Origin of the sequence: Afipia broomeae ATCC 49717 (assembly GCF_000314675.2) — a bacterium.
In the GTDB taxonomy this organism is placed as follows: domain Bacteria; phylum Pseudomonadota; class Alphaproteobacteria; order Rhizobiales; family Xanthobacteraceae; genus Afipia; species Afipia broomeae.
Genome location: NZ_KB375283.1, coordinates 1089948 through 1116450 on the forward strand (window position 1 = coordinate 1089948; position 26503 = coordinate 1116450).

The 26503-nt window shown below is 63.1% G+C and carries 28 protein-coding genes and 1 other RNA gene; 12 read left to right on the plus strand and 17 right to left on the minus strand.

Annotated features, from left to right (window positions below; translation table 11 throughout):
• Positions 1 to 61 precede the first annotated feature (61 nt).
• The 3 genes from HMPREF9695_RS17720 to HMPREF9695_RS17730 all read right to left on the minus strand — a co-directional run bounded on the left by HMPREF9695_RS17720 (position 62) and on the right by HMPREF9695_RS17730 (position 2050).
• Positions 62 to 568 carry a DUF2852 domain-containing protein gene (locus tag HMPREF9695_RS17720; protein ID WP_006022270.1) on the minus strand — a complete coding sequence of 169 codons (507 nt, stop codon included), beginning with the start codon at positions 566 to 568 and terminating at the stop codon, positions 62 to 64.
• 103 nt (positions 569 to 671) lie between these two features.
• Entirely contained in the window at positions 672 to 1331 is a 660-nt protein-coding gene (locus HMPREF9695_RS17725) for a TetR/AcrR family transcriptional regulator (protein WP_006022271.1), read from the minus strand.
• Positions 1332 to 1384: 53 nt separating this feature from the next.
• Positions 1385 to 2050, minus strand: coding sequence for a TetR/AcrR family transcriptional regulator (locus HMPREF9695_RS17730; protein WP_006022272.1), 666 nt, complete (start codon positions 2048 to 2050; stop codon positions 1385 to 1387).
• Positions 2051 to 2138: 88 nt separating this feature from the next.
• Here HMPREF9695_RS17730 and HMPREF9695_RS17735 point away from each other — a divergent pair, with 88 nt between their 5' ends.
• Entirely contained in the window at positions 2139 to 2783 is a 645-nt protein-coding gene (locus HMPREF9695_RS17735) for a glutathione S-transferase N-terminal domain-containing protein (protein WP_006022273.1), read from the plus strand.
• An 89-nt stretch (positions 2784 to 2872) separates the two neighbouring features.
• Here HMPREF9695_RS17735 and HMPREF9695_RS17740 read toward each other — a convergent pair whose 3' ends face one another.
• The 8 genes from HMPREF9695_RS17740 to HMPREF9695_RS17775 form a co-directional block, all read right to left on the minus strand.
• Positions 2873 to 3430, minus strand: coding sequence for a TetR/AcrR family transcriptional regulator (locus tag HMPREF9695_RS17740; protein WP_006022274.1), 558 nt, complete (start codon positions 3428 to 3430; stop codon positions 2873 to 2875).
• Between the two features lie 20 nt (positions 3431 to 3450).
• Positions 3451 to 3918 (minus strand): nuclear transport factor 2 family protein, encoded by a 468-nt coding sequence (locus tag HMPREF9695_RS17745; RefSeq protein ID WP_006022275.1) that lies wholly within the window; start codon positions 3916 to 3918, stop codon positions 3451 to 3453.
• Between the two features lie 96 nt (positions 3919 to 4014).
• Positions 4015 to 4467: a tol-pal system-associated acyl-CoA thioesterase gene (ybgC, locus tag HMPREF9695_RS17750; RefSeq protein WP_006022276.1), complete on the minus strand. Its 453-nt coding sequence runs from the start codon at positions 4465 to 4467 to the stop codon at positions 4015 to 4017.
• 241 nt (positions 4468 to 4708) lie between these two features.
• A complete protein-coding gene (gene ruvB, locus HMPREF9695_RS17755; RefSeq protein ID WP_006022277.1) occupies positions 4709 to 5761 on the minus strand; it encodes a Holliday junction branch migration DNA helicase RuvB in 1053 nt (350 codons plus the stop codon).
• 7 nt (positions 5762 to 5768) lie between these two features.
• Positions 5769 to 6386: a Holliday junction branch migration protein RuvA gene (gene ruvA, locus HMPREF9695_RS17760; protein ID WP_006022278.1), complete on the minus strand. Its 618-nt coding sequence runs from the start codon at positions 6384 to 6386 to the stop codon at positions 5769 to 5771.
• A complete protein-coding gene (gene ruvC, locus HMPREF9695_RS17765; RefSeq protein ID WP_006022279.1) occupies positions 6383 to 6898 on the minus strand; it encodes a crossover junction endodeoxyribonuclease RuvC in 516 nt (171 codons plus the stop codon). Before ruvC ends, ruvA begins: the two co-directional genes overlap by 4 nt.
• 39 nt (positions 6899 to 6937) lie before the next feature.
• Positions 6938 to 8311 (minus strand): magnesium transporter, encoded by a 1374-nt coding sequence (gene mgtE, locus HMPREF9695_RS17770; RefSeq protein WP_006022280.1) that lies wholly within the window; start codon positions 8309 to 8311, stop codon positions 6938 to 6940.
• 216 nt (positions 8312 to 8527) lie between these two features.
• Positions 8528 to 9274 carry a YebC/PmpR family DNA-binding transcriptional regulator gene (locus HMPREF9695_RS17775; RefSeq protein WP_006022281.1) on the minus strand — a complete coding sequence of 249 codons (747 nt, stop codon included), beginning with the start codon at positions 9272 to 9274 and terminating at the stop codon, positions 8528 to 8530.
• 216 nt (positions 9275 to 9490) lie between these two features.
• Here HMPREF9695_RS17775 and HMPREF9695_RS17780 point away from each other — a divergent pair, with 216 nt between their 5' ends.
• Positions 9491 to 11242: a methyl-accepting chemotaxis protein gene (locus HMPREF9695_RS17780; protein ID WP_006022282.1), complete on the plus strand. Its 1752-nt coding sequence runs from the start codon at positions 9491 to 9493 to the stop codon at positions 11240 to 11242.
• 111 nt (positions 11243 to 11353) lie between these two features.
• Here the strand turns inward: HMPREF9695_RS17780 and HMPREF9695_RS17785 are convergent, their stop codons facing one another.
• From HMPREF9695_RS17785 to HMPREF9695_RS17800, 5 genes are all read right to left on the minus strand, one after another.
• Complete coding sequence (locus HMPREF9695_RS17785) at positions 11354 to 12172, minus strand: TIGR00282 family metallophosphoesterase (protein WP_006022283.1); 819 nt, start codon at positions 12170 to 12172, stop codon at positions 11354 to 11356.
• Positions 12173 to 12174: 2 nt separating this feature from the next.
• Positions 12175 to 12765: a 5-formyltetrahydrofolate cyclo-ligase gene (locus HMPREF9695_RS17790; protein WP_006022284.1), complete on the minus strand. Its 591-nt coding sequence runs from the start codon at positions 12763 to 12765 to the stop codon at positions 12175 to 12177.
• A gap of 56 nt (positions 12766 to 12821) precedes the next feature.
• A non-coding RNA gene (ssrS, locus tag HMPREF9695_RS25880) (6S RNA) lies at positions 12822 to 12982 on the minus strand.
• Between the two features lie 63 nt (positions 12983 to 13045).
• Positions 13046 to 13429: a cell division protein ZapA gene (locus HMPREF9695_RS17795; protein WP_006022285.1), complete on the minus strand. Its 384-nt coding sequence runs from the start codon at positions 13427 to 13429 to the stop codon at positions 13046 to 13048.
• Positions 13426 to 13755, minus strand: coding sequence for a DUF4164 domain-containing protein (locus tag HMPREF9695_RS17800; protein WP_024920455.1), 330 nt, complete (start codon positions 13753 to 13755; stop codon positions 13426 to 13428). Before HMPREF9695_RS17800 ends, HMPREF9695_RS17795 begins: the two co-directional genes overlap by 4 nt.
• Before the next feature lie 268 nt (positions 13756 to 14023).
• Here HMPREF9695_RS17800 and tkt point away from each other — a divergent pair, with 268 nt between their 5' ends.
• The 10 genes from tkt (at position 14024) to HMPREF9695_RS17850 (ending at position 25185) form a co-directional block, all read left to right on the plus strand.
• Positions 14024 to 16009, plus strand: coding sequence for a transketolase (tkt, locus tag HMPREF9695_RS17805; RefSeq protein ID WP_006022287.1), 1986 nt, complete (start codon positions 14024 to 14026; stop codon positions 16007 to 16009).
• 191 nt (positions 16010 to 16200) lie between these two features.
• Positions 16201 to 17208, plus strand: a complete 1008-nt coding sequence (gap, locus tag HMPREF9695_RS17810; RefSeq protein WP_006022288.1) for a type I glyceraldehyde-3-phosphate dehydrogenase — start codon at positions 16201 to 16203, stop codon at positions 17206 to 17208.
• Between the two features lie 40 nt (positions 17209 to 17248).
• Entirely contained in the window at positions 17249 to 18445 is a 1197-nt protein-coding gene (locus HMPREF9695_RS17815; protein ID WP_024920458.1) for a phosphoglycerate kinase, read from the plus strand.
• A 59-nt stretch (positions 18446 to 18504) separates the two neighbouring features.
• Entirely contained in the window at positions 18505 to 19572 is a 1068-nt protein-coding gene (fba, locus tag HMPREF9695_RS17820) for a class II fructose-bisphosphate aldolase (RefSeq protein ID WP_006022290.1), read from the plus strand.
• 92 nt (positions 19573 to 19664) lie between these two features.
• Positions 19665 to 20345, plus strand: a complete 681-nt coding sequence (locus tag HMPREF9695_RS17825) for a thiamine phosphate synthase (protein WP_006022291.1) — start codon at positions 19665 to 19667, stop codon at positions 20343 to 20345.
• Positions 20346 to 20351: 6 nt separating this feature from the next.
• On the plus strand, positions 20352 to 21476 hold the full coding sequence (locus tag HMPREF9695_RS17830) for a tetratricopeptide repeat protein (RefSeq protein WP_006022292.1): 1125 nt from the start codon (positions 20352 to 20354) through the stop codon (positions 21474 to 21476).
• An 82-nt stretch (positions 21477 to 21558) separates the two neighbouring features.
• Complete coding sequence (locus tag HMPREF9695_RS17835; RefSeq protein ID WP_006022293.1) at positions 21559 to 22350, plus strand: inositol monophosphatase family protein; 792 nt, start codon at positions 21559 to 21561, stop codon at positions 22348 to 22350.
• A 331-nt stretch (positions 22351 to 22681) separates the two neighbouring features.
• A complete protein-coding gene (locus HMPREF9695_RS17840) occupies positions 22682 to 23677 on the plus strand; it encodes a hypothetical protein (RefSeq protein WP_006022294.1) in 996 nt (331 codons plus the stop codon).
• Positions 23678 to 23690: 13 nt separating this feature from the next.
• The gene (locus HMPREF9695_RS17845) at positions 23691 to 24719 is read left to right on the plus strand and encodes a peptidoglycan -binding protein (protein ID WP_006022295.1); all 1029 of its coding nucleotides are present in this window, start codon (positions 23691 to 23693) and stop codon (positions 24717 to 24719) included.
• 16 nt (positions 24720 to 24735) lie between these two features.
• Complete coding sequence (locus HMPREF9695_RS17850) at positions 24736 to 25185, plus strand: GNAT family N-acetyltransferase (protein WP_006022296.1); 450 nt, start codon at positions 24736 to 24738, stop codon at positions 25183 to 25185.
• A gap of 3 nt (positions 25186 to 25188) precedes the next feature.
• On the opposite strand, the gene HMPREF9695_RS17855 is transcribed toward HMPREF9695_RS17850, so the two are convergent.
• Positions 25189 to 26472, minus strand: a complete 1284-nt coding sequence (locus tag HMPREF9695_RS17855) for an acetyl-CoA C-acyltransferase (protein ID WP_006022297.1) — start codon at positions 26470 to 26472, stop codon at positions 25189 to 25191.
• Positions 26473 to 26503: the final 31 nt, after the last annotated feature.

Here is a 26503-nt window from a genome sequence, read left to right on the forward strand (position 1 = left end):
CCGCCCACCTGATCGACAGGTGGGCGGCTTCGTGAGCCAGTCAGGGAGACGGGGGCTTGTCTTATCCCTGCGGCTGATCGTTCGGCGGCGTCGGTCGCTGCTTGTGCTGCGCCATGAAGGCGTCGAATTCTTCCTTGTCCTTGGCGTGACGCAGGCGATCGAGGAAGTCCTTGAACTCGGTCTGCTCTTCCTCGAGACGGCGCAGCGTCTCCATGCGGTAGTCGTCGAAGGCACGGTTGCCGCTCGAAGGCGCGTAGTAACCGCGGCCTTCCATCCGGCTGCGCATCCGCTCCATCTTGTACTGCATGCGCTCCATCTTGTCGGCCCAGCGGCCGTGACGATCGTGAGACCAGCAACCCATGTTTCTGCTCCAGAGTGAGTAAGCGAGGGCGGCCAGACCCAGCGGCCACCAGATGATGAAACCGGCAACGATCAGGATGATCCGCCCGGGGTGAAACCGCGGCTGCCAGTCGTGCCGCGAGTCGTAGTTGTCGTGATGCGGTCCGGCCCAGTCGGGGCGCCCCCATCGGTCGAGACGTGCAGTGTTGGCGTTTGCGGTGTTCGCCATAGGCGTCCTCCCAGTTTTCACGTTCCCGTGAATGTAAATAACATTTACATAGATAAAACATCCCGGGATTTTGTCAAGCGGGCCCCCTCAGGGGTCGCGCAAATTATTTGGATGGCCGGTGATGCTGGTCGGTCGGGAACCCGAGGCCCTTGAGATAAATCAGCACGCCCGCTTCCAGCAGGTCCTCCGCCGACATCGGCAGCTTGCGGCGCGCCGCATCGCCGCGTCCGAACAGCGACGCGATGCCGTGCGACATCGACCAGATGTGGAGCGCCATCATCATCGCCGGCGGGCGCGGCACGCCCGGAGGCGCCATCGCCACCAGTCGTTCGGACGCTGCACGGATGATGGCGAACGCGCGTTCGGACGCCACCAGCAGCGCGGGATTGGCCTCGAGCGGCACGCCGGATTCGAACATTGCCGAGTAATATGCGGGGTTTTCGCGCGCGAACGCGAGATAGGCCTTGCCGACGCGCTGGAACGCGGTCGGCGTATCGGGGCGGCCATCGTCCCAGGCCGCAGTGAGTTGCGATTCGAATTGTTCGAAGCCCTGCTGCGCGACACTGGCCAGCAACTCGTCGCGATCACGGAAATGGCGATACGGCGCCGCCGGGCTCACACCGGCCGAGCGCGCGGCCTCGGCGAAGGTGAACCCCGCCGGGCCCTTGTTCGCAATCAGATCAAGCGCGGCCTGCACCAGCGCCTCTTTCAGATTGCCGTGATGGTAGCCGCCTTCGCGGCGGCCGCGGTTCTTCCAGCTCATCTTGCGTATCTACTCATGTAAACTCCTTTTACATGAGTAGGGCCCCGGCGTCACTAAACCTTTGCCGCCGCTGGCGAAGGCCCGCAGATCAAATCGACGGTTCCTTTGGCGATGGCTTCCAGCTCTGTGCGCGGCACGCGAGCACGGGACCGGATCGCCAGCGCCTCGACGGTCGATGCGGCAATCTGGGACAGGATCTGCACATTCGCCGTCGGCGGCAGTTCGCCGTTTTCGATCGCAGCCTGAAAACGTTTCGCGAGCGTCCGCTGCGTGGAGCCGAGGGCCCGCTGCACAAGGGGGCGAATCTCCGGGTCGGCCATCGCCTCAGACGTCGCCGTCATCACGGTGAAGCAGCCGCGCGGACCGTTTTCGCCGGCGAGATAAACGTCGAGCGCCGTCGCGTAGATCCTTTCCAGCATCTGCCGCAGCGTCAGCCCGGGCGCGAAAGCAGGGGCGAACTTTGCCGCCATCTCGGCGCGATACCGTTCATACGCTTTGAGAAACAGCTCGCGCTTGTCGCCAAACGTCCCGTACAGGCTCGGCCGATTGATCCCCATCGCTTCACTGAGATCGTCCAGCGAGGTCGCAGCGAAACCGCCATCCCTGAAGGTGTCCATGGCTTTGCCGAGCGCCACATCCGGCTCGAAGGCGCGCGGACGGCCGCGCTTTTTCGGTGCGCTGGAGGCGGCTTTCGCCGGCTGAGGCTTTTTTTGTACCATATCGCAAATAATTCTCTTGACCGCATTTAATTTATGCGGAACGGTATAAAAAACAAGAACGCCCCCGTTTCACCCAAGGAGACGCCCCATGAAACTCTATTTCTCTCCCCTCGCCTGTTCGATGGCAACCCGCATCGCCCTATATGAAGCCGGCGCCGAGGCGCGCTATCTCGAAGTCGATCCGAAATCCAAGAAGGTGCTTCAGGACGAATCCGATTTCTTCTCGGTGAACCCGCTCGGCCTGGTGCCGACCATCAGCACCGACGACGGTCTCGTTCTCACCGAGAACGCGGCGATTCTTCAGTATGTCGCCGATCGCTTTCCCGATGCAGGCATCGGATCAGGCGCGGGTATCGAGCGGAGCCGGCTGCATCAATGGCTGTGCTTCATCGGCACCGAACTGCACAAGGGGCTGTTCGTGACCCTGCTCGACAGGAAAGCGCCCGCTGACGTTCACGCTTACACGCTCAAGAAGGGACTTTCGCGACTCGACTATCTCAACAAATACCTCGAAGGCCGTGAATTCCTGCTCGATCATTTCAGCGTCGCCGATGCCTATCTTGGCACTATCCTGAACTGGACCATGGCGACGCCGCAGATCGATCTGACGAAGTGGCCCGCGATCAACGATTACCTCGCCCGGTTCAAGACGCGCCCGAGCGTGATGAAGGCTCTTGCCGAGGAGTTCGAACTCTACAAGGCGGAGATCGCGCGTCACAAGGCTGCGGCGTAACGGAAAACGTCATTGCGAGGAGCACTTGCGACGAAGCAATCCACTTTTGCAAGAGTGGATTGCTTCGCGTCGCTCGCAATGAGGGACAATCAATCCAGCAACCGCCGCTCAGATTCCTTAAGCGCACGCGAAAACACTTTCGCATCATTGAAGGCGCGCGCCAGCACCAGCGCCCCCTGGATTTCCAGCACCGCATGCTCTGCCTTGCGGCGGGCGGCGCTCTTGTCATCGCCGTGACGGCGCAGTGCGGCGGCCAGTGCATCGACCCACCCGGCAAAATAGACCTTCACCTTCTCGCCGAACAGATCGCGGGACGCCCCGAGCGCGACCACGCCGACGAGACAGACCCGCTGTCCCGAACGGAAATAGTCATCCGCCGCGGCATACATGTCCGCGATGCCCTTCACCGGATCGGACGCGGTGCGCAGCGGCGCATAGATATTGTCGGCAAACCAGCGATCGATCGAGGCGAGCACTTCATTCGCCATCTGCTCTTTTCCGCCGGGAAAGAAATTATAGAGACTGCCCTTGCCGAGCCCGGTCGCATCCGAGATCAGCGCGAGCGTCGCACCCTCATAGCCGTGCGCGCGGAATACTTCGGCCAGCGAAGCCAAGATGTCTCCGCGTGCAGCTTCGGTCTTTGCCATCGCAGCCCTCGCCGGCTAGCTCACTTCGGCACCGGCGCAAGGCCGGGAACGTCCGCAGGCCGCGGCCCCGGCGCGGGCCAGTGAAAGCGGCGCTCGCTGTCCTTGATAGACACATCGTTGATGCTGGCTTCACGGCGCTTCATCAAGCCGTGTTCATCGAATTCCCAGTTTTCGTTGCCATAGGACCGAAACCAGTGCCCGGTATCGTCATGCCACTCGTACTGGAAACGCACAGAGATAAAATTTCGATCGAACGCCCACAGATCCTTGATCAGGCGGTACTCGTGTTCCTTCGCCCACTTGCGCGTGAGGAATTCGACGATCGCGGCGCGGCCCTGAAAAAACTCCGAACGGTTACGCCAGATGCTGTCTTCGGTGTAGGCGAGCGAGACCTTGACTGGGTCGCGCGAATTCCAGGCGTCTTCCGCCATGCGCGCCTTCTGCGCGGCGGTTTCTCTTGTAAACGGCGGCAGGGGCGGACGCGACATGGGAGGACTCCTGTTTGTACCGATAGGTACAACTTGTACCAATTAGTACAATCCGTCAAGCGCCAAGCCAAAAGATCGCAATGAAGTGAGGGAAACTCAGGCCGCGTCCTGGTCGGCTTTCATGGCGATGCGCAGCGCCTTCGGAATCGGCCGGGCGCGGCCGCCGGACACGAACGCGACCTTGACCCGCGCCTCGACCAGCACATCGTCGCCGCGCCGGACTTCCTGCGCCAGCGTGATCGACGCGCCCCGGATGTCGGCGGGCACGGTCACGACATCGAGCACGTCGTCCATCCGCGCCGGCTTGAGATATTCGATCTGCATCGAGCGGACCACGAAGGCGAAACCCGGCGCTTCGTTCTGTGCTTCCGCGAACAGCGCATGCTGATCGGCGCCGAGCAGCCGCAGATAATTGGTGCGGCCGCGCTCCATGAAGCGCAGGTAGTTGGCATGATAGACGATGCCGGTGAAATCGGTGTCTTCGTAATAGACACGCACCTGCATCACGTGCTTGCCGTCGCGGATCGATCCGTCGAGATGAATGGTCATGTTGCAGCTTTTGCGCAAAATGCCCGCCGGCGCAAGCGGCGCGCGGCGCTATGAGATGGCCGCAGGCGCGCCCAGCGTCGCGACGCTGTAGCGCGTGACCTTCAGCCGGGCCGGCTCAACCCGAACCCATAGGCTGTGGTCGAAGCGCCGAGACCGGCGATGAAACGGAGAAAATGTCGGCGTGAGATCATGAACGGTTCATCGTGATGCACCCCGTCCATGTTCATGAATTGGAGCGGAATTACGGTTCCCCGTCGTTCTCATCTCCATTGAATAGTCCGAACTGCGATGGATCGCGCGACGGCTCGGCGAGGCCGAGATGCCGGAAGGCGTGCGATGTCAGCAGCCGGCCGCGCGGCGTGCGTTGCAGATAGCCGCACTGAATCAGGAACGGCTCGATGATGTCCTCGATGGCGTCGCGCGGCTCCGACAGCGCAGCCGCCAACGTCTCGACGCCCACCGGCCCGCCGCCGTAATGCATCGCGATGGTTGTGAGGTAACGGCGATCCATCGCATCGAGCCCGGCCTTGTCGACTTCAAGCGCGCCGAGCGCATTGTCCGCAATCTTGCGGTCGATCGCGCTCGCATCCGCAGCCGAGGCGAAGTCGCGCACCCGGCGCAGCAACCGTCCCGCAATGCGCGGTGTGCCGCGGGCGCGCCGCGCGATCTCGTTGGCGCCGTCCGCCGTCATGCCGATGCCCAGCACGCGCGCACCACGGACGACGATCTTCTCCAGTTCTTCCTCGGTATAGAAATTCAGCCGGATCGGAATGCCGAAACGATCGCGCAGCGGATTGGTGAGCAGCCCCGCCCGCGTGGTCGCGCCGACCAGCGTGAATTTGGCCAGGTCAATTTTCACCGAGCGCGCCGCGGGTCCTTCGCCGATGATGAGGTCGAGCTGGAAATCCTCCATCGCCGGATAGAGCACTTCCTCCACCTGCGGACTGAGCCGGTGGATCTCGTCGATGAACAGGACGTCGCGTTCTTCGAGATTGGTCAGCAGCGCGGCGAGATCGCCGGCCTTGGCAATCACCGGACCTGACGTCGCGCGGAAACCGACGCCGAGTTCGCGCGCCACAATTTGCGCCAGCGTGGTCTTGCCGAGACCCGGCGGGCCGACAAACAGCACGTGGTCGAGGGCCTCGTTGCGCTTACGCGCCGCATCGATGAAGACCTGAAGGTTGGCGCGCGCCTGCTGCTGTCCGACGAACTCGGACAGGTTCTGCGGACGCAGCGAGGTGTCGCCGATGTCGTCGGCGCGGCGCTCGGGAGTAACGATGCGGGGCGAAGTCATGCGTCTCTCACTTTGACAATTCCTTCAGACCCAGCCTGATGAGTTGCGCCGTCTCGGCCTTGTCGCCGGCGTTGCGCGAGGCCGCGGCTATGGCGGCGGCCGCCTGCGGCTGACCGTAACCAAGATTGACCAGCGCGGAAATCGCATCGGTCACAGGACGCGGGGCGCGATTCTCGTCGAGGGCGCCCGACAGATGCACCACCGCCGGATCGACCGTGCCGAAGGCGGGAGTCTTGTCCTTGAGTTCGGTCACGATGCGCTCGGCCACTTTCGGGCCGACGCCCGGCGTGCGCGCCACCGCGGCCTTGTCGCGTAGCGCGATCGCGTTCGCGAGGTCCGAGGGCGGCAAGGTCGAGAGCACCGCAAGTGCAACCTTGGCGCCGACACCCTGCACGGTTTGCAGCAGCCGGAACCATTCGCGCTCCACATCGCTGCGGAAACCGAACAGCTTGATCTGGTCTTCGCGAACATAGGTTTCGATAGAGAGCACCGTGGCTTCGCCCGGAGGCGGAAGCGCCTGCAAGGTGCGCGCCGAGCAATGCACCTGATAGCCGACGCCCTGCACGTCGAGGATTACATAATCCTCGCCATAGGAATCGATCAGACCTTTAAGTTTTCCGATCATGCGCCGGCGACTCTCAGCTTCAGCATCACGCTCTGGCGGTGATGGGCGTGCGTGATGGCAATCGCCAGCGCGTCGGCGGCGTCCGGTGTTTCCGGATTCGCTTTCGGCAGCAATACGCCGAGCATGACGCGGATCTGGTTCTTGTCGGCGTGCCCTGCCCCGACCACGGTCTTCTTCACCTGGTTGGGTGCATATTCCGCGACCGCAATCCCGAACATCGCCGGCGCCAGCATGGCGACGCCGCGCGCCTGGCCGAGTTTCAGGGTCGAGGCGCCATCCTTGTTGACAAAGGTCTGTTCCACTGCGGCCTCCAGCGGCCTGAAATCGCCGAGCACACGGGCAAGGCCTTCATGAATCGCCAGCAGGCGCTCTGCCAGCGGCAACGTCTCGCGGGATTCCACCGAGCCGCAACCGACATAGATCAGCCGGTTGCCGTCGATGTCGATCACGCCCCAGCCCGTGCGGCGGAGGCCGGGGTCAATTCCAAGAATGCGAATCGCGCTCGTTGCCATGCGCCGATCATACGCGAATCCGCCCCCGGCGTCCGGGGGTCACAACAGGGTCCCGCGCAGGATCAGCAGCGCTGCGCTGAAATAAATCATCAGGCCGGTGACATCGACGAGGGTCGCGACGAAGGGAGCGGACGCGCTGGCGGGATCGAATCCAACCCGTTTTAATGCAAAGGGGAGCATCGAGCCTGACACCGAGCCGAAGGTCACCACGCCGACCAGCGCGGTGGCCACCGTTAGTCCCACCAGCACCCAGTGCTCACCATAGTCGTAGATGCCGAGCTTCTGCCACGCTACGACCCGCGCAAAGCCTATCGCCCCGAGCAGCCCGCCGAGAATGAGCCCCGTCGGCAGTTCACGCAGCATCACACGCCACCAGTCCGCCAGTTTCACATCATGCAGCGCCAGCGAGCGGATCAGCAGCGACGTCGCCTGTGACCCCGAATTGCCGCCCGAACTCATGATCAGCGGAATGAACAGCGTCAGGACCAGCGCCTTCTCAAGCTCGCCCTCGAAATGCTGCATGACGCTGGCGGTCAGCATCTCGCTGACAAACAGCACCGCCAGCCAGCCGCCACGTTTGCGGATCATGTCGAGAAGCCCGATCTGCATATAGGGCTCTTCGGTCGCCGACATGCCGCCGAACTTCTGCACGTCCTCGGTGCTCTCCTCGATGATCGCGTCGATGATATCGTCCACGGTCACAATGCCGAGCAGATGCCCGGCCTTGTCGATGACCGGCACCGCGAGCAGATCGTGCCGTGTAATCACGCGCGCCACCTCCTCGCGATCGATCAGCGGGAATGTGGTGATAGGATCGTGGGTCGGGACGAGAGTCAGGATGTTCGCCGACGGCTCGCCCGAGATCAGCCGGCGCAACGTCACCGCGCCGACAAGACGCCGCGTGACGGGGTCAAGCACATAGATCGCATAAACGGTTTCGCGCGAGCGCTCGACCTGGCGGATATGCTGAAGCGTCTGCTCGACGGTCCAGTTGCCGGGAACGCTCACGAACTCCGTGGTCATCATCGCGCCGGCGGTGTTCTCCGGATAGGCAAGCAGCCCGACGATCGCACCGCGGGACACATCATCCAGCCCGGCCAGCAATTCCGTCTTCGCCGGCTCTTCCAGCTGCTGCACGATGTCCGCCGCCATGTCAGCAGACATGCCAGCAAGCAGGGGCGCGGCGACATGACGAGGCAAGGCCTCGATAATCTCGGCGCCGAAATCCAGTTCAGGCTTGTCGAGAATTTCGATCGCGAAGTCCCGCGGCAGCAGCCGCACGACATCGGCGGCATCGGACGGCGGGAGCTTGTTGAGAATTTCGACGGTGTCGGCGGCGTGCTCGCCGATCAGGGTCGCGGCCAGAACAGCCGCATTGAAAGCGCCTTCCCGCGCTGCGTGGGTATCAGTCATAGCTCACCTTCAGGTTCTGCCGGCAACGGCAGCGATCGGTGAGCTGGGCGCTCTAGACCACTGGGACCGTTGTCGGCGAAATACGTGGACTGTCGCTTGGCATAGTTGATTGGTTTCCAGTGATGGGCGCCGAACGCGAACGAACGCACCCTCGCGGCTGACATGATCCCTCAGCAGGGCTGCGTCAAGAAAAAATCGTCAGGGAGCATGCGGCCCTTAAGCGCTCATCTTGGCGGCGAGCGCGTCCGAGACCTCGAAATTCGCATAGACGTTCTGGACGTCATCATGCTCGTTCAGAAGGTCGAGCAGCTTGAACAGCTTTTCGCCGGTCTCGTCATCGACCGCGATGGTGTTCTGCGGCTTCCAGATCAGCGCTGCCTTGCGCGCTTCGCCGAACTTGGCCTCGAGGCCCTTGGCCACTTCGCGGAACGTTTCGGGTGAGGCATAGACCTCATGGCCGTCCTCGCTGGATGCGACGTCATCGGCGCCGGCTTCGATCGCCGCTTCAAGCATGGCGTCGTCGGAGGCGACCTTGGCGTCGTATTCGATCACGCCGACGCGGTCGAACATGAAGGACACCGAGCCGGTTTCGCCGAGATTGCCGCCGGACTTGGTGAAGTAGGAGCGGATGTCGGAGGCGGCGCGGTTGCGGTTGTCGGTGAGCGCCTCGACGATGACTGCGACGCCGCCGGGGCCGTAGCCCTCGTAACGCATTTCATCGTAGTTCTCGCCATCATTGCCGATGGCCTTCTTGATCGCGCGCTCGATGTTGTCCTTCGGCACGTTTTCCGCGCGCGCTGCCGTGATCGCAAGCCGCAGACGCGGGTTCATCGCCGGGTCCGGGGTTCCCAGCTTGGCCGCCACAGTGATTTCGCGCGCGAGCTTGCCGAACATCTTGGACCGCATGGCGTCCTGTTTGCCCTTGCGGTGCATGATGTTCTTAAATTGGGAATGTCCGGCCATAGGGGTCTCTCGAGAATCAGGGAACGCAGGCATCCTTAACGTAAGTGCCCGGCGGCGCGGCGTTATAGGCCCGGAACGGCGAAATTTAAAGGCAGATCGGCCGATTTTGGTACGGCGGTGTGGGATGCCAGCCCGCTTGGCAGGCAAGAGTTAACCATGAGTTCATGCCGGAGTGCGATACTGCCTAGGTACTGATCATATTTCAGAGATTCCCTTATGGCGTTCGGACTTTTTCGGAAGCGGCTGCCAGAACAGGCGCAGCCGGACATTACCTCTGACGCGCCGGTAGCGGCACCGGAACCCGCTGCCGCCTCCGATCACGATTCAGCCCGCGAAATCCTTGAGCTGCTTGAGCTTGAACTGGTCGCGATGATTCGCCAGCTCGAGCGGGCCGCCAATTCCGTCGCCAGCGGCGCGCAATCCACTGCCACCACCCTGTCCGCCATCCGCCATCGCGCCGACGCCCTGACCGACCGTACCAGCGATGCGCAGGCCACCGCCGAGACCTTCTCGCAGGCTGCCGAAAAGTTCACCCAGTCGGCTCAAGGCATCGGCGCGCAGGTGCGTGACGCCAGCAAGCTTGCGGATGAAGCCAGCGAAGCCGCGCGCGAAGCCAGCCTCAATGTCGAGCGGCTGCGCGAGTCCTCCGCCGCCATCGGCAATGTGGTCAACCTGATCGCGACCATCGCCAAGCAGACCACTTTGCTCGCGCTGAACTCCACCATCGAAGCCGCACGCGCCGGGTCCGCCGGCCGTGGATTCGCGGTCGTGGCATCCGAAGTAAAGGCGTTGGCTGTCCAGACCCAGAGCGCCACCGAAGAGATCAAGCAGAAGATCGACGCCCTGCAGCAGGACGCAGCGACATCATTCGACGCGGTCCATCGCATCACCGCAGCCATCGATGCGATCAAGCCGGTGTTCGCGCATGTCAACGGCGCAGTTGCCGAGCAGAACGAAACCACCGGCGAAATCACGCAGAACGCCGCATCGGCATCGCAGTTCATCGCCTCCGTGAGCAGCAGCAGCGCGGAAATCGACAACGCAGCCAAGGAAGCCGAAACCCACGGCGAAAGCGTTGCGCAGGCCGGCAAGGCCGTGACGATGTTCGCCGAAAAGCTGAAAACCCGCTGCGCGGTCCTGCTGCGCCAGAACGAAAACGAAGAGCGCAAGGCCGAGCGCATGCCGTGCCGGCTTCAGATCGAGATCGCGACCCGGCCCACCCCGATCAAGGCCGAGGTGTTCGAGTTGTCAGTGGACGGCGTCCTGATCAGCGGTGCGGGTGCAGCCGCGATCCCCACCCAAGAGATCCTGAAAGCGACGCTGGAAGAAATCGGCGCATGCAGCATTCGTATCAGCGGGCATACTGCTGCCGGCGCTCTCGCTGAATTCGTATCACCCGACGCCGTGCTCAAGGACCGGATCGAGGACAAGGTCTGGAGCATCCACGACGAGTACACCGAGTTCGTGACGCGGGCGATGGAAGCCGGCGATGCCGTTACCAAGATTTTCGAGAACGCTGTCGCCAAAGGCGACATCAGCCTCCATGATCTGTTCGACGAGGATTATGTGAAGATCGAAGGCTCCGACCCGGTGCAGTACCGCACCCGCTTCCTCGACTGGGCCGACCGCGCCCTGCCCGAAATCCAGGAAGCAATGCTTGCGCGCGACGCCCGGGCCGCCTTTTGCGCCGCGATCGACCGCAACGGCTATCTGCCGGTCCACAACAAGATGTACTCGCATCCGCAGCGCAGGGGTGATGTCGCGTGGAACACTGCGAACTCACGCAACCGCCGCATCTTCAACGATCCGGCAGGTTTGGCCGCAGGCCGCAACACCCGCTCCTATCTGATCCAGAGCTACGCCCGCGACATGGGCAACGGCAAAACCATCATGATGCGCGAGGTCGACGTGCCGATCCGCGTCCGCGGCCGTCACTGGGGCGGTTTCCGGACGGCGTACAAGATCTAAACTCCAGGTGGCGCGAAAATCGCGCAACGTCATTGCGAGGAGCGCAGCGACGAAGCAATCCAGCTTTCTTCCTGGCCCTCTGGATTGCTTCGCTTCGCTCGCAATGACGAGCTACCAGAAGTCCGGCACCGCGCGTTCCAGCAGAGGGCCGATCCGCACTGCGGCGACGCGCGTGGCAAGACCCGTCACATCGTCGGTCTCCACTGCAAGGCCGCTCAGTGTCCCGACACCATCCGCCGCCTCGAAACGTCCAGCCGGATAACCGCGCAGAAAACGTCCCAGCGGCTCTTCCTTCTGCATGCCGATCACCGACTCATAATCGCCGGTCATGCCGGCATCGGTCATGTAGGCGGTCCCGCCGGGCAAAATACGATGATCGGATGTCGGCACATGGGTATGCGTGCCGACCACGATGCTGGCGCGGCCATCGCAGAAATAGCCGATTGACTGCTTCTCGCTGGTCGCCTCGCCATGAAAATCAACCAGCACCGCATCGGCGGCTTCGCGCAGCGGGCAGGCGCTCAGTTCGCGATCAAGGATGGCGAACGGATCGTCGAACGGCTGCATGAAGACGCGGCCGATGGCATTGATCACCAGCGCGCGCTTGCCGCTCCTTGTATCGATCAGTGCAGCGCCACGGCCCGGCGTGCCCGGCGGAAAATTCGCCGGACGGATCAGACGCGGCGCGCGATCGATGAACACCAGCGCCTCACGCTGATCCCACGAATGATTGCCGAGCGTGATCGCATCCGCGCCGGCTTCCAGAAATTCGTGATAGATCGCCTCGGTGATGCCGAAGCCGCCCGCAGCGTTCTCGCCGTTCACCACAACGAGATCGAGTTTCCAGTCGCGGATCAATCCCGGAAGAGTTTCGTTGAGGGCCACGCGGCCGCTGCGCCCCACCACATCGCCAACAAACAGAATTCGCAAAATTATAATCTCCGCAGATCGATCAGCTCGCGTTCCGTTAGCACACAATCGAGCTGCTCGTCGTGCGGAAGTCGCGGCACGGTCTCGATTTCCTGCACTGCAAAAGCGACACCGATGACGGTAACTTTCTTGATCCTGCGAAGATTTTCCAGCGTGCGATCATAGTAACCGCGGCCGTAGCCGATGCGGTGACCGGCACGATCAAATGCTGCCAACGGCACCAGCACGATATCGGGGTCGACTTCGTCCGCATCCGACGACGGCTGAAAAATGCCGTAAGGTCCGCGCACCAGCCCTTCATCAGGCTGCCATTCACGAAAGATCAGCGCGTGATTGCGAGCGATGATCACCGGCAGCGCCAGCGTAGCGCCCTTGTCCGCAAGCGCGCGCATCAATGGAAACGGATCGAGCTCGCTGTTGATCGGCGAATAGCCCGCGACAATCGTACCGGGCGGCAATTCAACCGGCAGGGGCGCCGCCGCGATAACCTTCGCGGCATCGGCACGCGCTTCCACGCTCAGTGCGTCGCGCTGCGCCAGCGCTCCGCGCCTGAAATCATCTTTCAGATTGTCGAGAAACCGGTTTCCATCCACCGCGGAGAGTCCTTGTCACCTCTCCTGCGGGGAAGAGCGCGGAGGCGAAAAGAAAGTGCGAAGCCACGATGGCCGTTGAAGCACTCGATCCCGGAGCACCTACGAAAGTAGGTGGGCACCATGTGACCGGATCCACGGATCCGGTCAGGGACAGTTCCCTGAAGGATCGATAAGGCCCCGGGGATATTATGGCTTCTGACGCGCGACGCAGCCTCGCACGGACAATGTAACCACGATCAAGGCTCACCGCCAGCGGCACGCGGACGATTAAACGTGAGGATTAACCGATTGCGATTCCGTTGCGGACCGGGCGATTCAGCGCCTGCGTCATCTTTTCGATCCGGTCGGACGCCGAATTCAGCGCATTGGCGACCGCCGATTGCGTCGCCCGGGCACGGTCCGCGGCCACGACGCGGACGTCGCGCAATGCGTTGAGTTCTTCTTCGAGCGCGCGGATTCGCTGCCCGGCATCCACGAGTTCGTCGGCGACGGTGAGCGCCGCCATCACGGTCAGGCGGCCGTCGCCGATCTCGCCGAACTTGCCGCGAAGGCTGGCGATGCGGGCCTCCAGGCTTTCCGCGAGCCGCAGCAGCCGGCTTTCCTGCCCGGCTTCGCAGGCCATGCGATACTGCCGCCCGTTGATGGTGACGTTGATGTGGCTCATGGAGCTTCTCCGGAATCGATCACCGAGCGGATGGTGTCGATGGCGACATCGAGCCGTTCGGCGATCTCGCGGTTGGTTCGCTCCAGCGCGCGCGAGCGCACCAGCGTTCCGTCCAGTTCGTTGGCAAGCCGCGAGCGATCGGCCCCCAGCGCCTGAATCCGCGCGCCCAGTTCATCGTCCGCGCGGTCGAACTCCCGCCGCCGCTCCACGGCGCTTTCGAGCGCATCGAGCGCCGCCGCCAGCCTGCGGGTCGCAAGTTCGATGTCACTCACCCCGGATGGGGCAGGCTCAGGATTGGCAAGACCGTTGGTACTGCGATCAGTCATCACGGAACGGACGCCCTTCAAACTCTGGCCCGGCATGAAAAGCGGCGGACCGGCAAGCATTTAGGCGGATAAATTTACGACCCGGAAGAGCCGCGCGCAACGCTGGCCGCAAGCTATGCACACAAAGCGAAAACTCAGGGCAGAAAGGCTGCAATGCCCTTGGACTCAAGGGTTTCGCGATGCTATCCACCCCCTAGAACGCTTCCCCGGCCGTGGCATTTTTGAGACATGCGGCCACTTCCCACACCGAATTTCAGGCGGACATCTCATGACTGTGCGTGTCGACCCTTCCCGTATGGCCAATGCGATTCGCGCGCTCGCCATGGACGCCGTCGAAAAGGCGAAATCGGGCCATCCGGGCCTGCCCATGGGCGCTGCGGACGTGGCCACCGTGCTGTTCACGCAGTTCCTGAAATTCGACGCCAGCGACCCGGCCTGGCCGGATCGCGACCGATTCGTGCTCTCCGCCGGTCACGGCTCGATGCTGCTGTACGCGCTGCTGTATCTGACCGGCAATTCGTCGATGACCATCGAGCAGATCAAGAATTTCCGTCAGCTCGGATCGATCACGCCGGGGCACCCTGAAAATTTCGTCACGCCGGGCATTGAGACCACCACCGGCCCGCTCGGTCAGGGCATCGCCACCGCGGTCGGCATGGCGCTGGCGGAGCGCCGCATGGCGGCTGAATTCGGCGGCGACATCGTCGATCACCACACCTACGTGCTCGCCTCCGACGGCGACCTGATGGAAGGCATCAGCCAGGAAGCCATCGCCTTCGCCGGACATCTCAAGCTCAACAAGCTGATCGTGCTGTTCGACGACAACGGCATTTCCATCGACGGCGCGATCTCGCTGTCTGATTCGGTCGATCAGGTGAAGCGTTTCGAGTCGGCCGGCTGGGCTGCAGAACGCGTCGACGGCCACGATCAGAAGGCGATTGCCGATGCGCTGACCCGCGCGCAAAAGTCCGAGCGGCCCACCCTGATTGCCTGCAAGACGACCATCGGCTTCGGCGCGCCGAACAAGGCTGGCTCGGAAAAGTCCCACGGCTCGCCGCTCGGCGCCGAGGAAATTGCCGGTGCACGCAAGAACCTGAAGTGGGATTCGGCTCCGTTCGAGATTCCGGAGGATATTCTCGACGCCTGGCGCGCAGCCGGATCGCGCGGCAAGGACGCGCGCACGGCATGGACCAAGACGATCGGCGCCAAGGACGCTGGCGTTCGCTCCGAGTTCGAGCGCCGCATGAAGGGCGATCTTCCTGCCAAGGCCCTTTCCGATGCGGTGGCGGCGATGAAAGCCTCGCTCGCCGCGAGCCCGAAGGACATCGCCACCCGCACCGCCTCCGAGCATGCGCTGGAAGTGCTCTGCGCCGCCGTGCCGGAGATGATCGGCGGTTCCGCCGACCTCACCGGGTCCAACAATACCCGCGTGAAGGGCATGGTCGCGATCTCCGCCAACAATTACGGCGGCCGCTACGTCAACTACGGCATCCGCGAGCACGGCATGGCCGCTGCCATGAACGGCATGGCTCTGCACGGCGGCTTGATCCCGTATTCGGGCACGTTCCTGGTGTTCTCGGACTACCTGCGCCCGGCGCTCCGCCTCGCCGCATTGATGGGCGAGCGTGTGATCCACGTTCTCACCCACGATTCGATCGGCCTCGGCGAAGACGGTCCGACGCATCAGCCGGTCGAGCATCTGGCGGCGCTGCGCGCGATCCCGAACTGCAACGTGTTCCGGCCCTGCGATACCGTCGAGACGCTGGAATGCTGGCAGCTCGCCCTCGAAGCGAAGGAGCGCCCCAGCGTGCTGGCGCTGACCCGCCAGAATTTGCCGCAATTGCGTCTGGCGAACGACACTGAGAACAAGTGCGCCAATGGGGCCTATGAAATCTCCAAGGCCGACGGCGAGGCGAAAGTCGCGATCTTCGCCTCCGGCTCCGAGGTCTCGCTGGCCGTCGAGGCACAGAAGCTGCTCGCCGCACGCGGCATTCCGACGCGGGTGGTCTCGGTGCCCTGCATGGACCTGCTGCTGGAGCTTCCCGCCGACAAGCGCGCCGCCATCATCGGCAAGGCGCCGGTGAAGGTCGCCGTCGAGGCCGCTATCCGTCAGGGCTGGGATGCGATCATCGGTTCGGACGGCATTTTCGTCGGCATGGACGGCTTCGGCGCCAGCGCCCCCTACAAGGACCTGTACCGGCATTTCGGGATCACCGCGGAAGCCGTGGCGGAGGCCGCGCAGGCCCGTCTTTAACCGCATTTCCGTGCGAGCCGGGACCGGTTCGCATGGCAAGAATGCGCGAAATGAGGGCTTGGGGCCGGATGGCTCCCGGCGCGATAACCTTGGCCCAAGTTTGGGGATTCAAGTGATTGCATCAAAACGTCATTCGGGGCAAAAACCGCCTCGAAAATCGTCATTTCCGAACCGTTGAGGAGAACTTGAGAATGGCAGTCCGTGTCGCGATCAATGGATTTGGCCGTATCGGCCGCAACATCCTGCGGGCCATTTATGAATCCAAGCGCACGGACATCGAGGTGGTCGCCATCAACGATCTCGGGCCGGTCGAAACCAACGCCCATCTGCTGCGCTATGACTCGGTGCACGGCCGGTTCCCGGGCACCGTGACCGTTGAGGGCGACTCGATCAGCCTCGGCAACGGCAAGATCAAGGTGACTGCGGTGCGCGATCCGTCGGCCCTGCCCTGGAAGGACCTTGGCATCGACATCGCCATGGAATGCACCGGCATCTTCAGCGCCAAGGCCAAGGCTTCGGCGCATCTGACCGCAGGCGCCAAGCGCGTGCTGGTCTCCGCGCCGTCGGACGGCGCGGACGCCACCATCGTCTACGGCGTCAACCACGACAAGCTCTCCAAGGATCATCTCGTCGTCTCCAACGGCTCGTGCACCACGAACTGTCTTGCGCCGGTCGCCAAGGTGCTGAACGACACCGTCGGCATCGAGACCGGTTTCATGACCACGATCCATGCCTATACCGGCGACCAGCCGACCCTCGACACCATGCACAGCGATCTCTATCGCGGCCGTGCGGCTGCGCTGTCGATGATCCCGACCTCGACCGGCGCTGCGAAGGCCATCGGTCTCGTGCTGCCGGAATTGCAGGGCAAGCTCGACGGCGTCGCGATCCGCGTGCCGACGCCGAATGTCTCGGTGATCGATCTCAAGATCGTCGCCAAGAAGGCGACCACCAAGGAAGAGATCAACGACGCGGTCAAGCGCGCGGCCCAGCAGGAGCTGAAAGGCATCCTCGGCACCACCAGCGATCCGAACGTCTCGATCGACTTCAATCACGACGCCCACTCCTCCACCTTCGCCTTCGACCAGACCAAGGTGCAGGGCGGAACGCTGGTGCGCGTGCTGTCGTGGTACGACAACGAGTGGGGCTTCTCGAACCGCATGGCGGACACCGCCGCTGCGATGAGCAAGCTGATCTGATCTCACCGGCCCTCGCCGCAACCGTTAGTCGCAACGAGTCCTGATGTCCGGATTTCGCACCCTCGATGATGTCGACGTGAAGGGAAAGCGCGTGCTGCTGCGCGTCGACCTCAACGTGCCGATGGACAATGGACGCGTGTCTGACACCACGCGTCTGCAACGCATCGCCAAGACCATCATCGAACTGTCGGAAGCCGGCGGCAAAGTCATTATCCTTGCGCATTTCGGCCGGCCGAAGGGACCGGACCCGAAGGACTCGCTGAAGCCGGTCGCCACCGCACTGGGTTACGTTGTGAAGCACCATGTCGAGTTCGCGCCCGACTGCGTCGGCCCGATCGCCGAACAGGCCGTCGCCGGCCTGAAGAATGGTGAGATCCTCTGTCTCGAGAATACCCGCTTTCATCCCGGCGAAGAGAAGAACGATCCGGCCTTCGTCGCGCAGCTTGCGAAGCTCGGCGACATCTGGGTCAACGACGCGTTCTCCTGCGCCCATCGCGCCCACGCCTCGACCGAAGGTCTCGGCCGCGTGCTGCCGGGCTATGCCGGCCGCACCATGGAAGCCGAGCTCGACGCGCTCGGCAAGGCGCTGGAAGAGCCGGTCCATCCGGTGATCGCCATTGTTGGCGGGTCGAAGGTCTCGACCAAGATCGATCTTCTGGAAAACCTCGTCGGCAAGGTCGATGCGCTGGTGATCGGCGGCGGCATGGCCAATACCTTCCTGCATGCTCAGGGCGTCGATGTCGGCAATTCGCTTTGCGAAAAGGATCTCGCCACGACGGCGCTGCGCATTCTCGTCAAGGCCAATTCCACCAACTGCGCGATCATCCTGCCGGTCGATGCCGTGGTTGCCGAGAAATTCGAGGCCAACGCGCCATCCCATGCCTATGGCCTCGACGCGATTCCGGCCAACGGCATGATCCTCGACGTCGGGCCGCAGTCGATCAAGCGCATCGATGCCGCCATCGACGACGCCGCGACGCTGGTGTGGAACGGGCCGCTCGGCGCGTTTGAAATGTCGCCGTTTGACCGCGGTACGGTCCAGGCCGCCAAGTATGCGGCAGCACGTACCAAAGCCGGCAAGCTGGTGTCCGTCGCCGGCGGCGGCGACACCGTTGCGGCACTGAACCACGCTGGCGTGGGCCGCGATTTCACCTACGTTTCGACCGCAGGCGGCGCCTTTCTGGAGTGGATGGAAGGGAAACCTTTGCCCGGCGTCGAAGTTTTGAGAGTACGCTAAATTTTCAACGGATCTGGCGCCCTTGGCGCTGCCTTCAAGACGACGGAGAACACGCACCCATGGCCCGCATCACGTTGCGTCAATTGCTGGATCATGCCGCCGAGAACGACTACGGCGTGCCGGCATTCAACATCAACAACATGGAACAGGCGCTGGCCATCATGGAAGCCGCCAATGCCGTGGATGCGCCGGTGATCATCCAGGCCTCGCGCGGCGCGCGTTCCTACGCCAACGACGTGATGCTCAAGCACATGATGGACGCGGTGACGGAAATCTATCCGCACATTCCGGTCTGCGTGCATCTGGATCACGGCAACGAGCCCGCCACCTGCATGACCGCGATCCAGGCCGGGTTCACCTCGGTGATGATGGACGGCTCGCTCAAGGCCGACGGCAAGACGCCGGGCGACTGGGACTACAATGTCGGCGTGACCAAGACCGTCACCGACATGGCGCATCTCGGCGGCATTTCGGTGGAAGGCGAACTCGGCGTGCTCGGCTCGCTCGAAAGCGGCGAAGGCGAGAAGGAAGATGGTCACGGCTTCGAGGGCAAGCTCTCCCACGACCAGCTTCTGACCAATCCGGATGAAGCCGTGAAGTTCGTCAAGGAAACCCAGGTCGACGCGCTGGCGATTGCGATGGGCACCTCGCACGGCGCCTACAAGTTCACCCGCAAGCCGGACGGCGACATCCTTGCGATGAACGTGATCGAGGAAATTCACCGCAAGCTGCCGAACACGCATCTGGTGATGCACGGCTCGTCGTCGGTGCCGCAGGATCTGCAGGACATCATCAACAAGTTCGGCGGCCAGATGAAGCCGACCTGGGGTGTGCCGGTCGCCGAAATCCAGCGCGGCATCAAGAACGGCGTGCGCAAGATCAACATCGACACCGATAACCGCATGGCGATGACCGGCCAGATCCGCAAGGTTCTGCAGGAGAATCCGAGCGAGTTCGATCCACGCAAGTATCTGAAGCCTGCGATGGAAGCGATGACCAGGCTCTGCAAGCAGCGCTTGCAGGAGTTCAACACCGCAGGCCAGGCCAGCAAGATCAAAAAGGTTCTGACCACCGCCCAGATGGCGCAGCGTTACGCCAAGGGCGAACTCGACCCGAAGATCGCCTGACGTTCAGCATGAGGGCGGGACACGATCCCGCCCCTTTTTTGGCCGCAGTCCGGTGATCTGTTCCGACCTCACACGAGCATCACACCGCCATCATGGCCACCAAACCTCCCCCGCCGCGCCCCGCGCCTCTTCTCTATCTCGCAACACCCGTCGTTGCCGATCCCGCGCAGCTTGTGTCCGAACTACCGGCGCTGCTGGCTGCGGCGGATGTCGCCGCCGTTCTGCTGCGCCTTGCGCCTGGCGATGAGCGCAGCATCATCCAGCGCGCCAAGGCGCTTGCAAAACCGGTTCAGACGGCCGGTGCGGCACTGCTGATCGATCAACATTTCGGACAGGTCGCGCGCTCCGGCGCGGATGGCGCGAACGTCAGCGGCATCGAGGCGATGCAGGAGGCGATGCCCTCGCTGAAGCCGGATCGCATTCTCGGTGTCGGAGGCCTTGTCACGCGGCACGATGCGATGGTGGCCGGTGAAGCGGGCGCGGATTACGTGCTGTTCGGCGAACCGGATGCCAATGGCGAGCGCCCTTCTGCGGACGCGATCTGCGAACGGCTGGACTGGTGGGCCGAACTGTTCGAACCTCCATGCGTGGGCTTTGCCACAACGCTGGATGAGGCGCAGATGTTCGCGGCGGCGGGCGCGGATTTTGTTCTGGTGGGCGATTTCATCTGGCAGGATTCGCGCGGCGCGCAGGCGGTCCTGATCGAGGCCGGCCAGGCAGTGGCGCGCGGCTTCGAGGCGTCTCTCGCGCACGCCACGGTCACGGGAGGATAAGCCGCGATGACCGCGCTTCGCCGTGCCACGTCCCTCGCAGCCGCTCGTGCAAGACTTCTTGCATCGGCCGTTGCCGGTGTTGTGGCGTTCTCGGCGAATGCCCTCGCGCAAGGCGCTCCCAATCCTTTCCCGGAGCCGATCAAGCCGGAAGCGCCCGCTCCGAAGTCCGCAGCGCCTAAGGCCGCAGCACCCAAGGCAGCGCCGCCGAAGGCGGCTGCGCCGAAACCCGATGCACCGAAACAGCAGAAGAAAGGTGCGCCCGAAAAGACTGCTGCGCCTGCTGCTCCGGACGATCCGAATGCCGATCTCGCTTACGGCGCCTACCAGATGGGCCTTTATCGCACGGCCTTCAACATCGCATTGAAGCGCGCCCAGGAAACCGGCGATCCGAAATCGATGACGCTGCTTGGCGAACTCTATTCCAACGCGCTCGGCATCAAGCGCGACGATGCCAAGGCAGCGGAATGGTACAAGCAGGCCGCCGACCGCGGCGACCGCGAAGCAATGTTCGCACTCGGCATGATGAAGATCGCCGGACGCGGCGGTCCCGCCAATCGCGACGAAGGCGCGCGGCTGCTGGCATCGTCCGCCAAGCTCGGCAAGGCCGCGGCCGCCTACAATCTCGGACTGCTCTACCTTGAAGGACAGGTCTTCCCGCAGGACATCAAGCGCGCCGCCGAACTGTTCCGTCAAGCGGCCAATGCCGGAAACCCGGAAGCGCAATACGCACTCGCGACTTTCTACAAGGAAGGGCGCGGCGTGGAGAAAGATCTCGCCGAAGCCGCGAAGCTGATGCGGGCCGCAGCGATGGTCGACAATCTGGATGCCGAGGTCGAGTACGCCATTGCGCTCTACAACGGCACCGGCACGCCCAAGGATGTGCCTACCGCCATCGCGCTGCTGAACCGGGCAGCCCGGCAGAACAGTCCGATCGCGCAGAATCGCCTGGCGCGCATTCTCGTCGACGGACTCGGTGTTCCGGTCGACAAGGTGCAGGGCTTCAAGTGGCATCTGATCGCGAAGACCGCCGGGAACGGTGATCCAGACCTCGACGCCAAATTTGCGCAGTTATCTCCGATAGAAAAAGCGAAATCCGAAGACCTCGCCAGGAAATGGTTCGGCACGAAATGAGCAATAACCACCGCCATTACTCTTGACGCGCCAGCGCTTATCCGCAACACCAGCCCCACACTTCATCCAGCAAGCCGAGACAATGCTTCATTCAGCGCTCATCAACGTCATGGTCAAGGCCGCGCGCCGCGCCGGCCGCAGCCTCAAGCGCGATCTCGGCGAGATCGAAAACCTTCAGGTGTCCCTGAAGGGTCCGGCCAACTTCGTATCGCTCGCCGACAGGCGTGCGGAGCAGATGCTCTACGACGATCTGACCAAGGCCCGTCCGGGTTACGGCTTTCTTGGCGAGGAAGGCGGCACGCGCGAAGGCACCGACAAGGCGAACACCTGGATCGTCGATCCGCTCGACGGCACGACGAATTTCCTGCACGGCATTCCGCAGTTCGCGATCTCGATCGGATTGCAGCGCGAGGGCACCATCATCGCGGGCGTGATCTACAATCCCGCCAATGACGAACTCTACATCGCCGAGCGCGGCAAGGGCGCGTTCCTGAACGACCAGCGCCTGCGCGTCGCCGGTCGCAAGCAGCTCAGCGAGTGCGTGGTCGCCTGCGGCCTGCCGCATATCGGGCGTGGCGATCACGAACTCTCCCGCCGCGAAATGGCCGAGATGCAAAATCGCGTCGCGGGCCTGCGCCGCTTTGGCGCGGCCTCGCTCGATCTTGCCTTCGTCGCCGCCGGACGCCTCGATGGGTACTGGGAGCGCAATCTCCAGCCGTGGGACATCGCAGCCGGTTTGATCATGGTGCGTGAAGCCGGCGGCGTCGTCAGCGGCATCGAGGGCGGCGACACCGCAATGGCCACCGGTCATGTCGTCTGCGGCAACGAGACAATCCAGCGTGAACTGGTGAAAATTCTCAAGCCGCTCGGATAGCGGTTGTCATAGCCTGCCGAAGACAGGCGTGAACGCCCTTTTGTCCCGGCCATCCCGATCACATGAACACCGTGCTGGGTTTATCTTCTCTCCTCGGATTGAGGAGAGAGAGCGTTCGATCCACCCTGAATTACCGGTGAGACGAATCCTTCCCGGAAAAACCGGATCATATCCTCGCCTCAGCAATTGACCGAGACCGCGATTGTTACCCGCGCCAGTTCGGGCGCGGTTCCGCAGTTGGGGTCAAATCGGCGATGGTGTCTTTTTTCCCGCCCCCGCTGTGCCATATTGATGCCCGACACGTTCCACGGACAAGGATTGAATATCCGCCATGGCAAAGACTCCCGCCTCCAGCACTGCAGCCGATATCGTTGTCACAAAACTGTCGACACCGCGCATCTTTCTGGTCCGGATGCTGGTGTTCCTCGTTCTGTGCGGCCTTCTTGTTGTCGTGCTCTACAAGCAGATCTGGGTGGCGTTTCTCGCCAATCCCGGACTCAACGCGCTGATCGCCGGCGTGCTGGCCATCGGTATCATCCTCGCCTTCCGGCAGGTGATCCGGCTTTATCCTGAAATCTCGTGGGTCAACAGTTTCCGCATTTCCGATCCCGGCCTCGCGGTCGACCGGCGGCCCAGACTGCTGGCGCCGATGGCGGCAATGCTCAGCCACCGCACCGGCGGACGCATGAGCATCTCACAGCAGACCATGCGCCATATGCTGGATTCGATTGCGACCCGTCTCGATGAAGCGCGCGACCTGTCGCGCTACATGACGGGACTTCTGGTGTTTCTCGGCCTGCTCGGCACATTCTGGGGCCTGATCGAGACCGTCGGGTCGGTCGGCAAGGTGATCGAGGGCCTCAAGGTCGGCGGCGACGCCGGCTCGGTGTTCGACACGCTGAAGGAAGGCCTCGCCGCCCCGCTCGGCGGCATGGGCATCTCGTTCTCGTCGTCGCTGTTCGGCCTCGCAGGCTCGCTGATCCTCGGCTTTCTTGATCTGCAATCGAGCCAGGCCCAGAACCGCTTCTACACCGACCTCGAAGACTGGATGGCGGAAACCGTGCAGGAATATTCCGCCGAGGGTCACGCTGGAAACGGCGATCTCAATCCCGCGCTGGACCGGCTGCGGCAAGCGGTCGAGGAAATGGGATCGAACCGCACCGCCACCACCGCGATGGCCAATCTCGCCGAAGCAATCCAGGGCCTCGTGCATCATATGCGCACCGAGCAGCAACTGATCCGCGAATGGGCCGACGGCCAGGGCGAGCAGAACAAGGAAATCAAGGCGCTGCTGGAACGTCTCGCGCGGCAGCCCGAGACCAACTGAACGGAGACAGCCCATGGCGCTTTCGCGTTCACGCCGCAGCGACAGCGGTTTCAATTACTGGCCGGGCTTCGTCGACGCGCTGTCGACGCTGGTTCTGGCCATCGTGTTTTTGCTGTCGGTGTTCCTTGTGGTGCAGTTCTTTCTGTCGCAGGAGGTCACCGGCAAGGACAAGGCGCTGGAGCGGCTGAACGCCCAGATCGCCCAGCTCAACGAGCTCCTCTCGCTGGAAAAGCTCGGCAAGCTGAACCTCGACGATCAGCTTTCGCAGATGCGCGCGGGGCTTGCATCCGCCGAGGCCGAGCGCGACCGGGTCAAAGGGCTGTATGACGGTCTCGCCGGGGCGGGCGCGAGCGCGCAGGGCCGCGCCAACGAACTCGGCAAGGCGCTCGACTCCGAGAAGCAGGTCTCCGCGCGGGCACTGGCGCAGATCGAGGTGCTGAACCAGCAAATCAGTGCGCTCCGCCGCCAGTTGGCGGCGCTCGAGGAAGCGCTCGACGCATCGGAAAAACGCGACAAGGAATCCCAGACCAAGATCGCCGATCTCGGCCAGCGGCTGAACGTGGCGCTGGCCCAGCGCGTGCAGGAACTGTCGCGCTATCGCTCCGAATTCTTCGGGCGGCTGCGCGCCATTCTCGGCAATCGCCCGGATGTCCGCATTGTCGGCGACCGTTTCGTGTTCCAGTCCGAAGTGTTCTTCGACACCGGACAGGCGCTGCTGCTGCCGGAAGGCCGCGCTGAACTCGAAAAGCTCGCCACCGCGCTGATCGATCTCGACAAGCAGATTCCGGCGGAAATCGCCTGGGTGCTGCGCGTCGATGGTCATACCGATGTTCGGCCGATCAACAGCCCGCAGTTCAAATCGAACTGGGAGTTGTCATCGGCGCGCGCCATCTCGGTGGTGCAGTATCTGGTTTCACTCGGCGTGCCGGCCCAGCGTCTGGTCGCGGCAGGCTTTGCGGAATTCCAGCCGCTCGATCCGGAGAAGACCGAGGAAGCCTACAAGCGCAACCGTCGTATCGAACTGAAGCTGACCGAGCGATGATCCGCTTGCTGCGATCATGAGTGCATCGTTCACGCTGCGGCCATACGTCGCCGAGGACGAGGACGCGGCGATCGGCCTGTGGCTTCGCACCTGGAGCCTGGCCTATCCATCGATCGATTTCGCGCAGAGGCTGGAAGGCTGGCGCGCGCGCTGGCGCGATGAACTGGTGCCGGTCGCGCAAATCGTCGTCGCCGAACAGAACGGCGCGATGACCGGCTTCGTTACCATCGATGCATCCGGTTATCTCGACCAGCTCGTGGTCGCGCCCGAAGCATGGGGATCGGATCTCGGCAACGTGCTGATGGACAAGGCCAAGGCGATGTCGCCGGGTGGCATCACGCTGCTGGTCAATACCGACAACACCCGCGCCATCCGCTTTTACGAGCGTAACGGCTTTGTCCACACCCATGACGACGTCAATCCGGTGTCGGGACGCAAAGTCTACGGCATGGCTTGGAAGCCCTGAACGTCAGGCCGCCTCCAGCAGCGCCACGGTGCCCTGCCCGCCGTCGGCGCAAATGCTGACGATGGCGCGGCTGCCCTTCGGCATCGCCGCCAGCTCTTTGACGGCCTGACTGAGGATGCGCGCGCCGGTCGCACCAAACGGATGGCCGAGTGCGGTCGAACCACCGTTCGGATTCATACGCTCGCGCGGAAATTTGCCGAACTCGGCTTTGACGCCGGCCTTGTCGCGAATGAACTCCGGGCTCTCCAGCGCCTTGATATGCGCAAGCACCTGCGCCGCGAACGCTTCATGGATTTCCCAGAGCTGAATGTCGGCATAGGTCAGCGAATGCCGTGCCAGCAGCCGCGGGATGGCATAGGGCGGCGCCATCAAGAGGCCTTCGGTGCGGAAATCCACCGACGCGATTTCCCAGTCGATCAGTTTCACGCGCGGCGTGTTGGAAGGAAGCTTCTCCAAGCCCTTTTGCGAAGCCACCCAGATGCTCGATGCGCCGTCGGTGAGCGGCGACGAGTTGCCCGCAGTCAGCGTGCCCTTGCCGCTGGTGCGATCGAATGAGGGCGACAGCCGCGCCAGCTTCTCGAGAGAAGTGTCCTTGCGCGGAATGGTGTCGCGCTTCACACCGTCGAACGGAATGACGAGGCCATCGAAGAACCCGCGATCCCATGCGGCGACTGCGCGCTGATGGCTCTCCAGCGCGATCTGGTCCTGCGCCTCGCGCGAGATGTTCCAGACCTTGGCGGTGATCTCCGTGTGCTCGCCCATGCTCATGCCGGTGGTGCGATTGCTGACCGCCGGAATGTAAAGACGCACGTCGCTGAGCTTGAGATCGATGGCGTGGGTGAGTTTTTGTCCCAGCGATCGCGCGGTCTGGAACTGGCGCACCCAGTTCGACAGCGACATGCCGAGACCGAGCTGAACCTGGCTGAGGCTGTCGACGCCGCCGACCAGTGCAAGATTGCGCACCTCGCCGTCGATCATGCCGGCGGCTTCGAAGACGCCCATCATGCTGGTCGAGCATGCCATCACGGTGGAATAGGCCGGCACCGTCGGATCGACCCCGGCATCCATCAGGATCTCGCGCGCGATGTTGCTCCAGGTCAGGTTGGGCACCACGTTGCCCCACACCGCGAAATCCGGCTTGCCGCCGCCCAGCCGCTCGACCATGTGCTTGACCACCTGGACCGACAGCGCGATGGCGTCCACGCCGCTCAGCGGGCCGTCGACTTTCGCGAACGGCGTACGCAGGCCCGCGGCCAGCCAGACATCGGTTTTTACGGATTGCGCCATCAGATACTCCCGGATCGAACGCCGGAACCGG

Excerpts from the sequence above, each read along its gene's own strand:
- ruvA (WP_006022278.1), bottom strand. The coding sequence starts at position 6,386 with ATGATCGGAAAACTTAAAGGTCTGATCGATTCCTATGGCGAGGATTAT.
- tkt (WP_006022287.1), top strand. The coding sequence starts at position 14,024 with ATGACTGTGCGTGTCGACCCTTCCCGTATGGCCAATGCGATTCGCGCG.
- HMPREF9695_RS17725 (WP_006022271.1), bottom strand. The coding sequence starts at position 1,331 with ATGAGCTGGAAGAACCGCGGCCGCCGCGAAGGCGGCTACCATCACGGC.
- ybgC (WP_006022276.1), bottom strand. The coding sequence starts at position 4,467 with ATGACCATTCATCTCGACGGATCGATCCGCGACGGCAAGCACGTGATG.
- HMPREF9695_RS17775 (WP_006022281.1), bottom strand. The coding sequence starts at position 9,274 with ATGGCCGGACATTCCCAATTTAAGAACATCATGCACCGCAAGGGCAAA.
- HMPREF9695_RS17825 (WP_006022291.1), top strand. The coding sequence starts at position 19,665 with ATGGCCACCAAACCTCCCCCGCCGCGCCCCGCGCCTCTTCTCTATCTC.
- HMPREF9695_RS17845 (WP_006022295.1), top strand. The coding sequence starts at position 23,691 with ATGGCGCTTTCGCGTTCACGCCGCAGCGACAGCGGTTTCAATTACTGG.
- HMPREF9695_RS17800 (WP_024920455.1), bottom strand. The coding sequence starts at position 13,755 with ATGACTGATCGCAGTACCAACGGTCTTGCCAATCCTGAGCCTGCCCCA.
- mgtE (WP_006022280.1), bottom strand. The coding sequence starts at position 8,311 with ATGACTGATACCCACGCAGCGCGGGAAGGCGCTTTCAATGCGGCTGTT.
- HMPREF9695_RS17835 (WP_006022293.1), top strand. The coding sequence starts at position 21,559 with ATGCTTCATTCAGCGCTCATCAACGTCATGGTCAAGGCCGCGCGCCGC.
- ruvC (WP_006022279.1), bottom strand. The coding sequence starts at position 6,898 with ATGGCAACGAGCGCGATTCGCATTCTTGGAATTGACCCCGGCCTCCGC.
- HMPREF9695_RS17745 (WP_006022275.1), bottom strand. The coding sequence starts at position 3,918 with ATGTCGCGTCCGCCCCTGCCGCCGTTTACAAGAGAAACCGCCGCGCAG.
- ruvB (WP_006022277.1), bottom strand. The coding sequence starts at position 5,761 with ATGACTTCGCCCCGCATCGTTACTCCCGAGCGCCGCGCCGACGACATC.
- HMPREF9695_RS17830 (WP_006022292.1), top strand. The coding sequence starts at position 20,352 with ATGACCGCGCTTCGCCGTGCCACGTCCCTCGCAGCCGCTCGTGCAAGA.
- HMPREF9695_RS17795 (WP_006022285.1), bottom strand. The coding sequence starts at position 13,429 with ATGAGCCACATCAACGTCACCATCAACGGGCGGCAGTATCGCATGGCC.
- HMPREF9695_RS17850 (WP_006022296.1), top strand. The coding sequence starts at position 24,736 with ATGAGTGCATCGTTCACGCTGCGGCCATACGTCGCCGAGGACGAGGAC.
- HMPREF9695_RS17735 (WP_006022273.1), top strand. The coding sequence starts at position 2,139 with ATGAAACTCTATTTCTCTCCCCTCGCCTGTTCGATGGCAACCCGCATC.
- HMPREF9695_RS17855 (WP_006022297.1), bottom strand. The coding sequence starts at position 26,472 with ATGGCGCAATCCGTAAAAACCGATGTCTGGCTGGCCGCGGGCCTGCGT.
- HMPREF9695_RS17740 (WP_006022274.1), bottom strand. The coding sequence starts at position 3,430 with ATGGCAAAGACCGAAGCTGCACGCGGAGACATCTTGGCTTCGCTGGCC.
- HMPREF9695_RS17720 (WP_006022270.1), bottom strand. The coding sequence starts at position 568 with ATGGCGAACACCGCAAACGCCAACACTGCACGTCTCGACCGATGGGGG.
- gap (WP_006022288.1), top strand. The coding sequence starts at position 16,201 with ATGGCAGTCCGTGTCGCGATCAATGGATTTGGCCGTATCGGCCGCAAC.
- HMPREF9695_RS17780 (WP_006022282.1), top strand. The coding sequence starts at position 9,491 with ATGGCGTTCGGACTTTTTCGGAAGCGGCTGCCAGAACAGGCGCAGCCG.
- HMPREF9695_RS17840 (WP_006022294.1), top strand. The coding sequence starts at position 22,682 with ATGGCAAAGACTCCCGCCTCCAGCACTGCAGCCGATATCGTTGTCACA.
- HMPREF9695_RS17730 (WP_006022272.1), bottom strand. The coding sequence starts at position 2,050 with ATGGTACAAAAAAAGCCTCAGCCGGCGAAAGCCGCCTCCAGCGCACCG.
- fba (WP_006022290.1), top strand. The coding sequence starts at position 18,505 with ATGGCCCGCATCACGTTGCGTCAATTGCTGGATCATGCCGCCGAGAAC.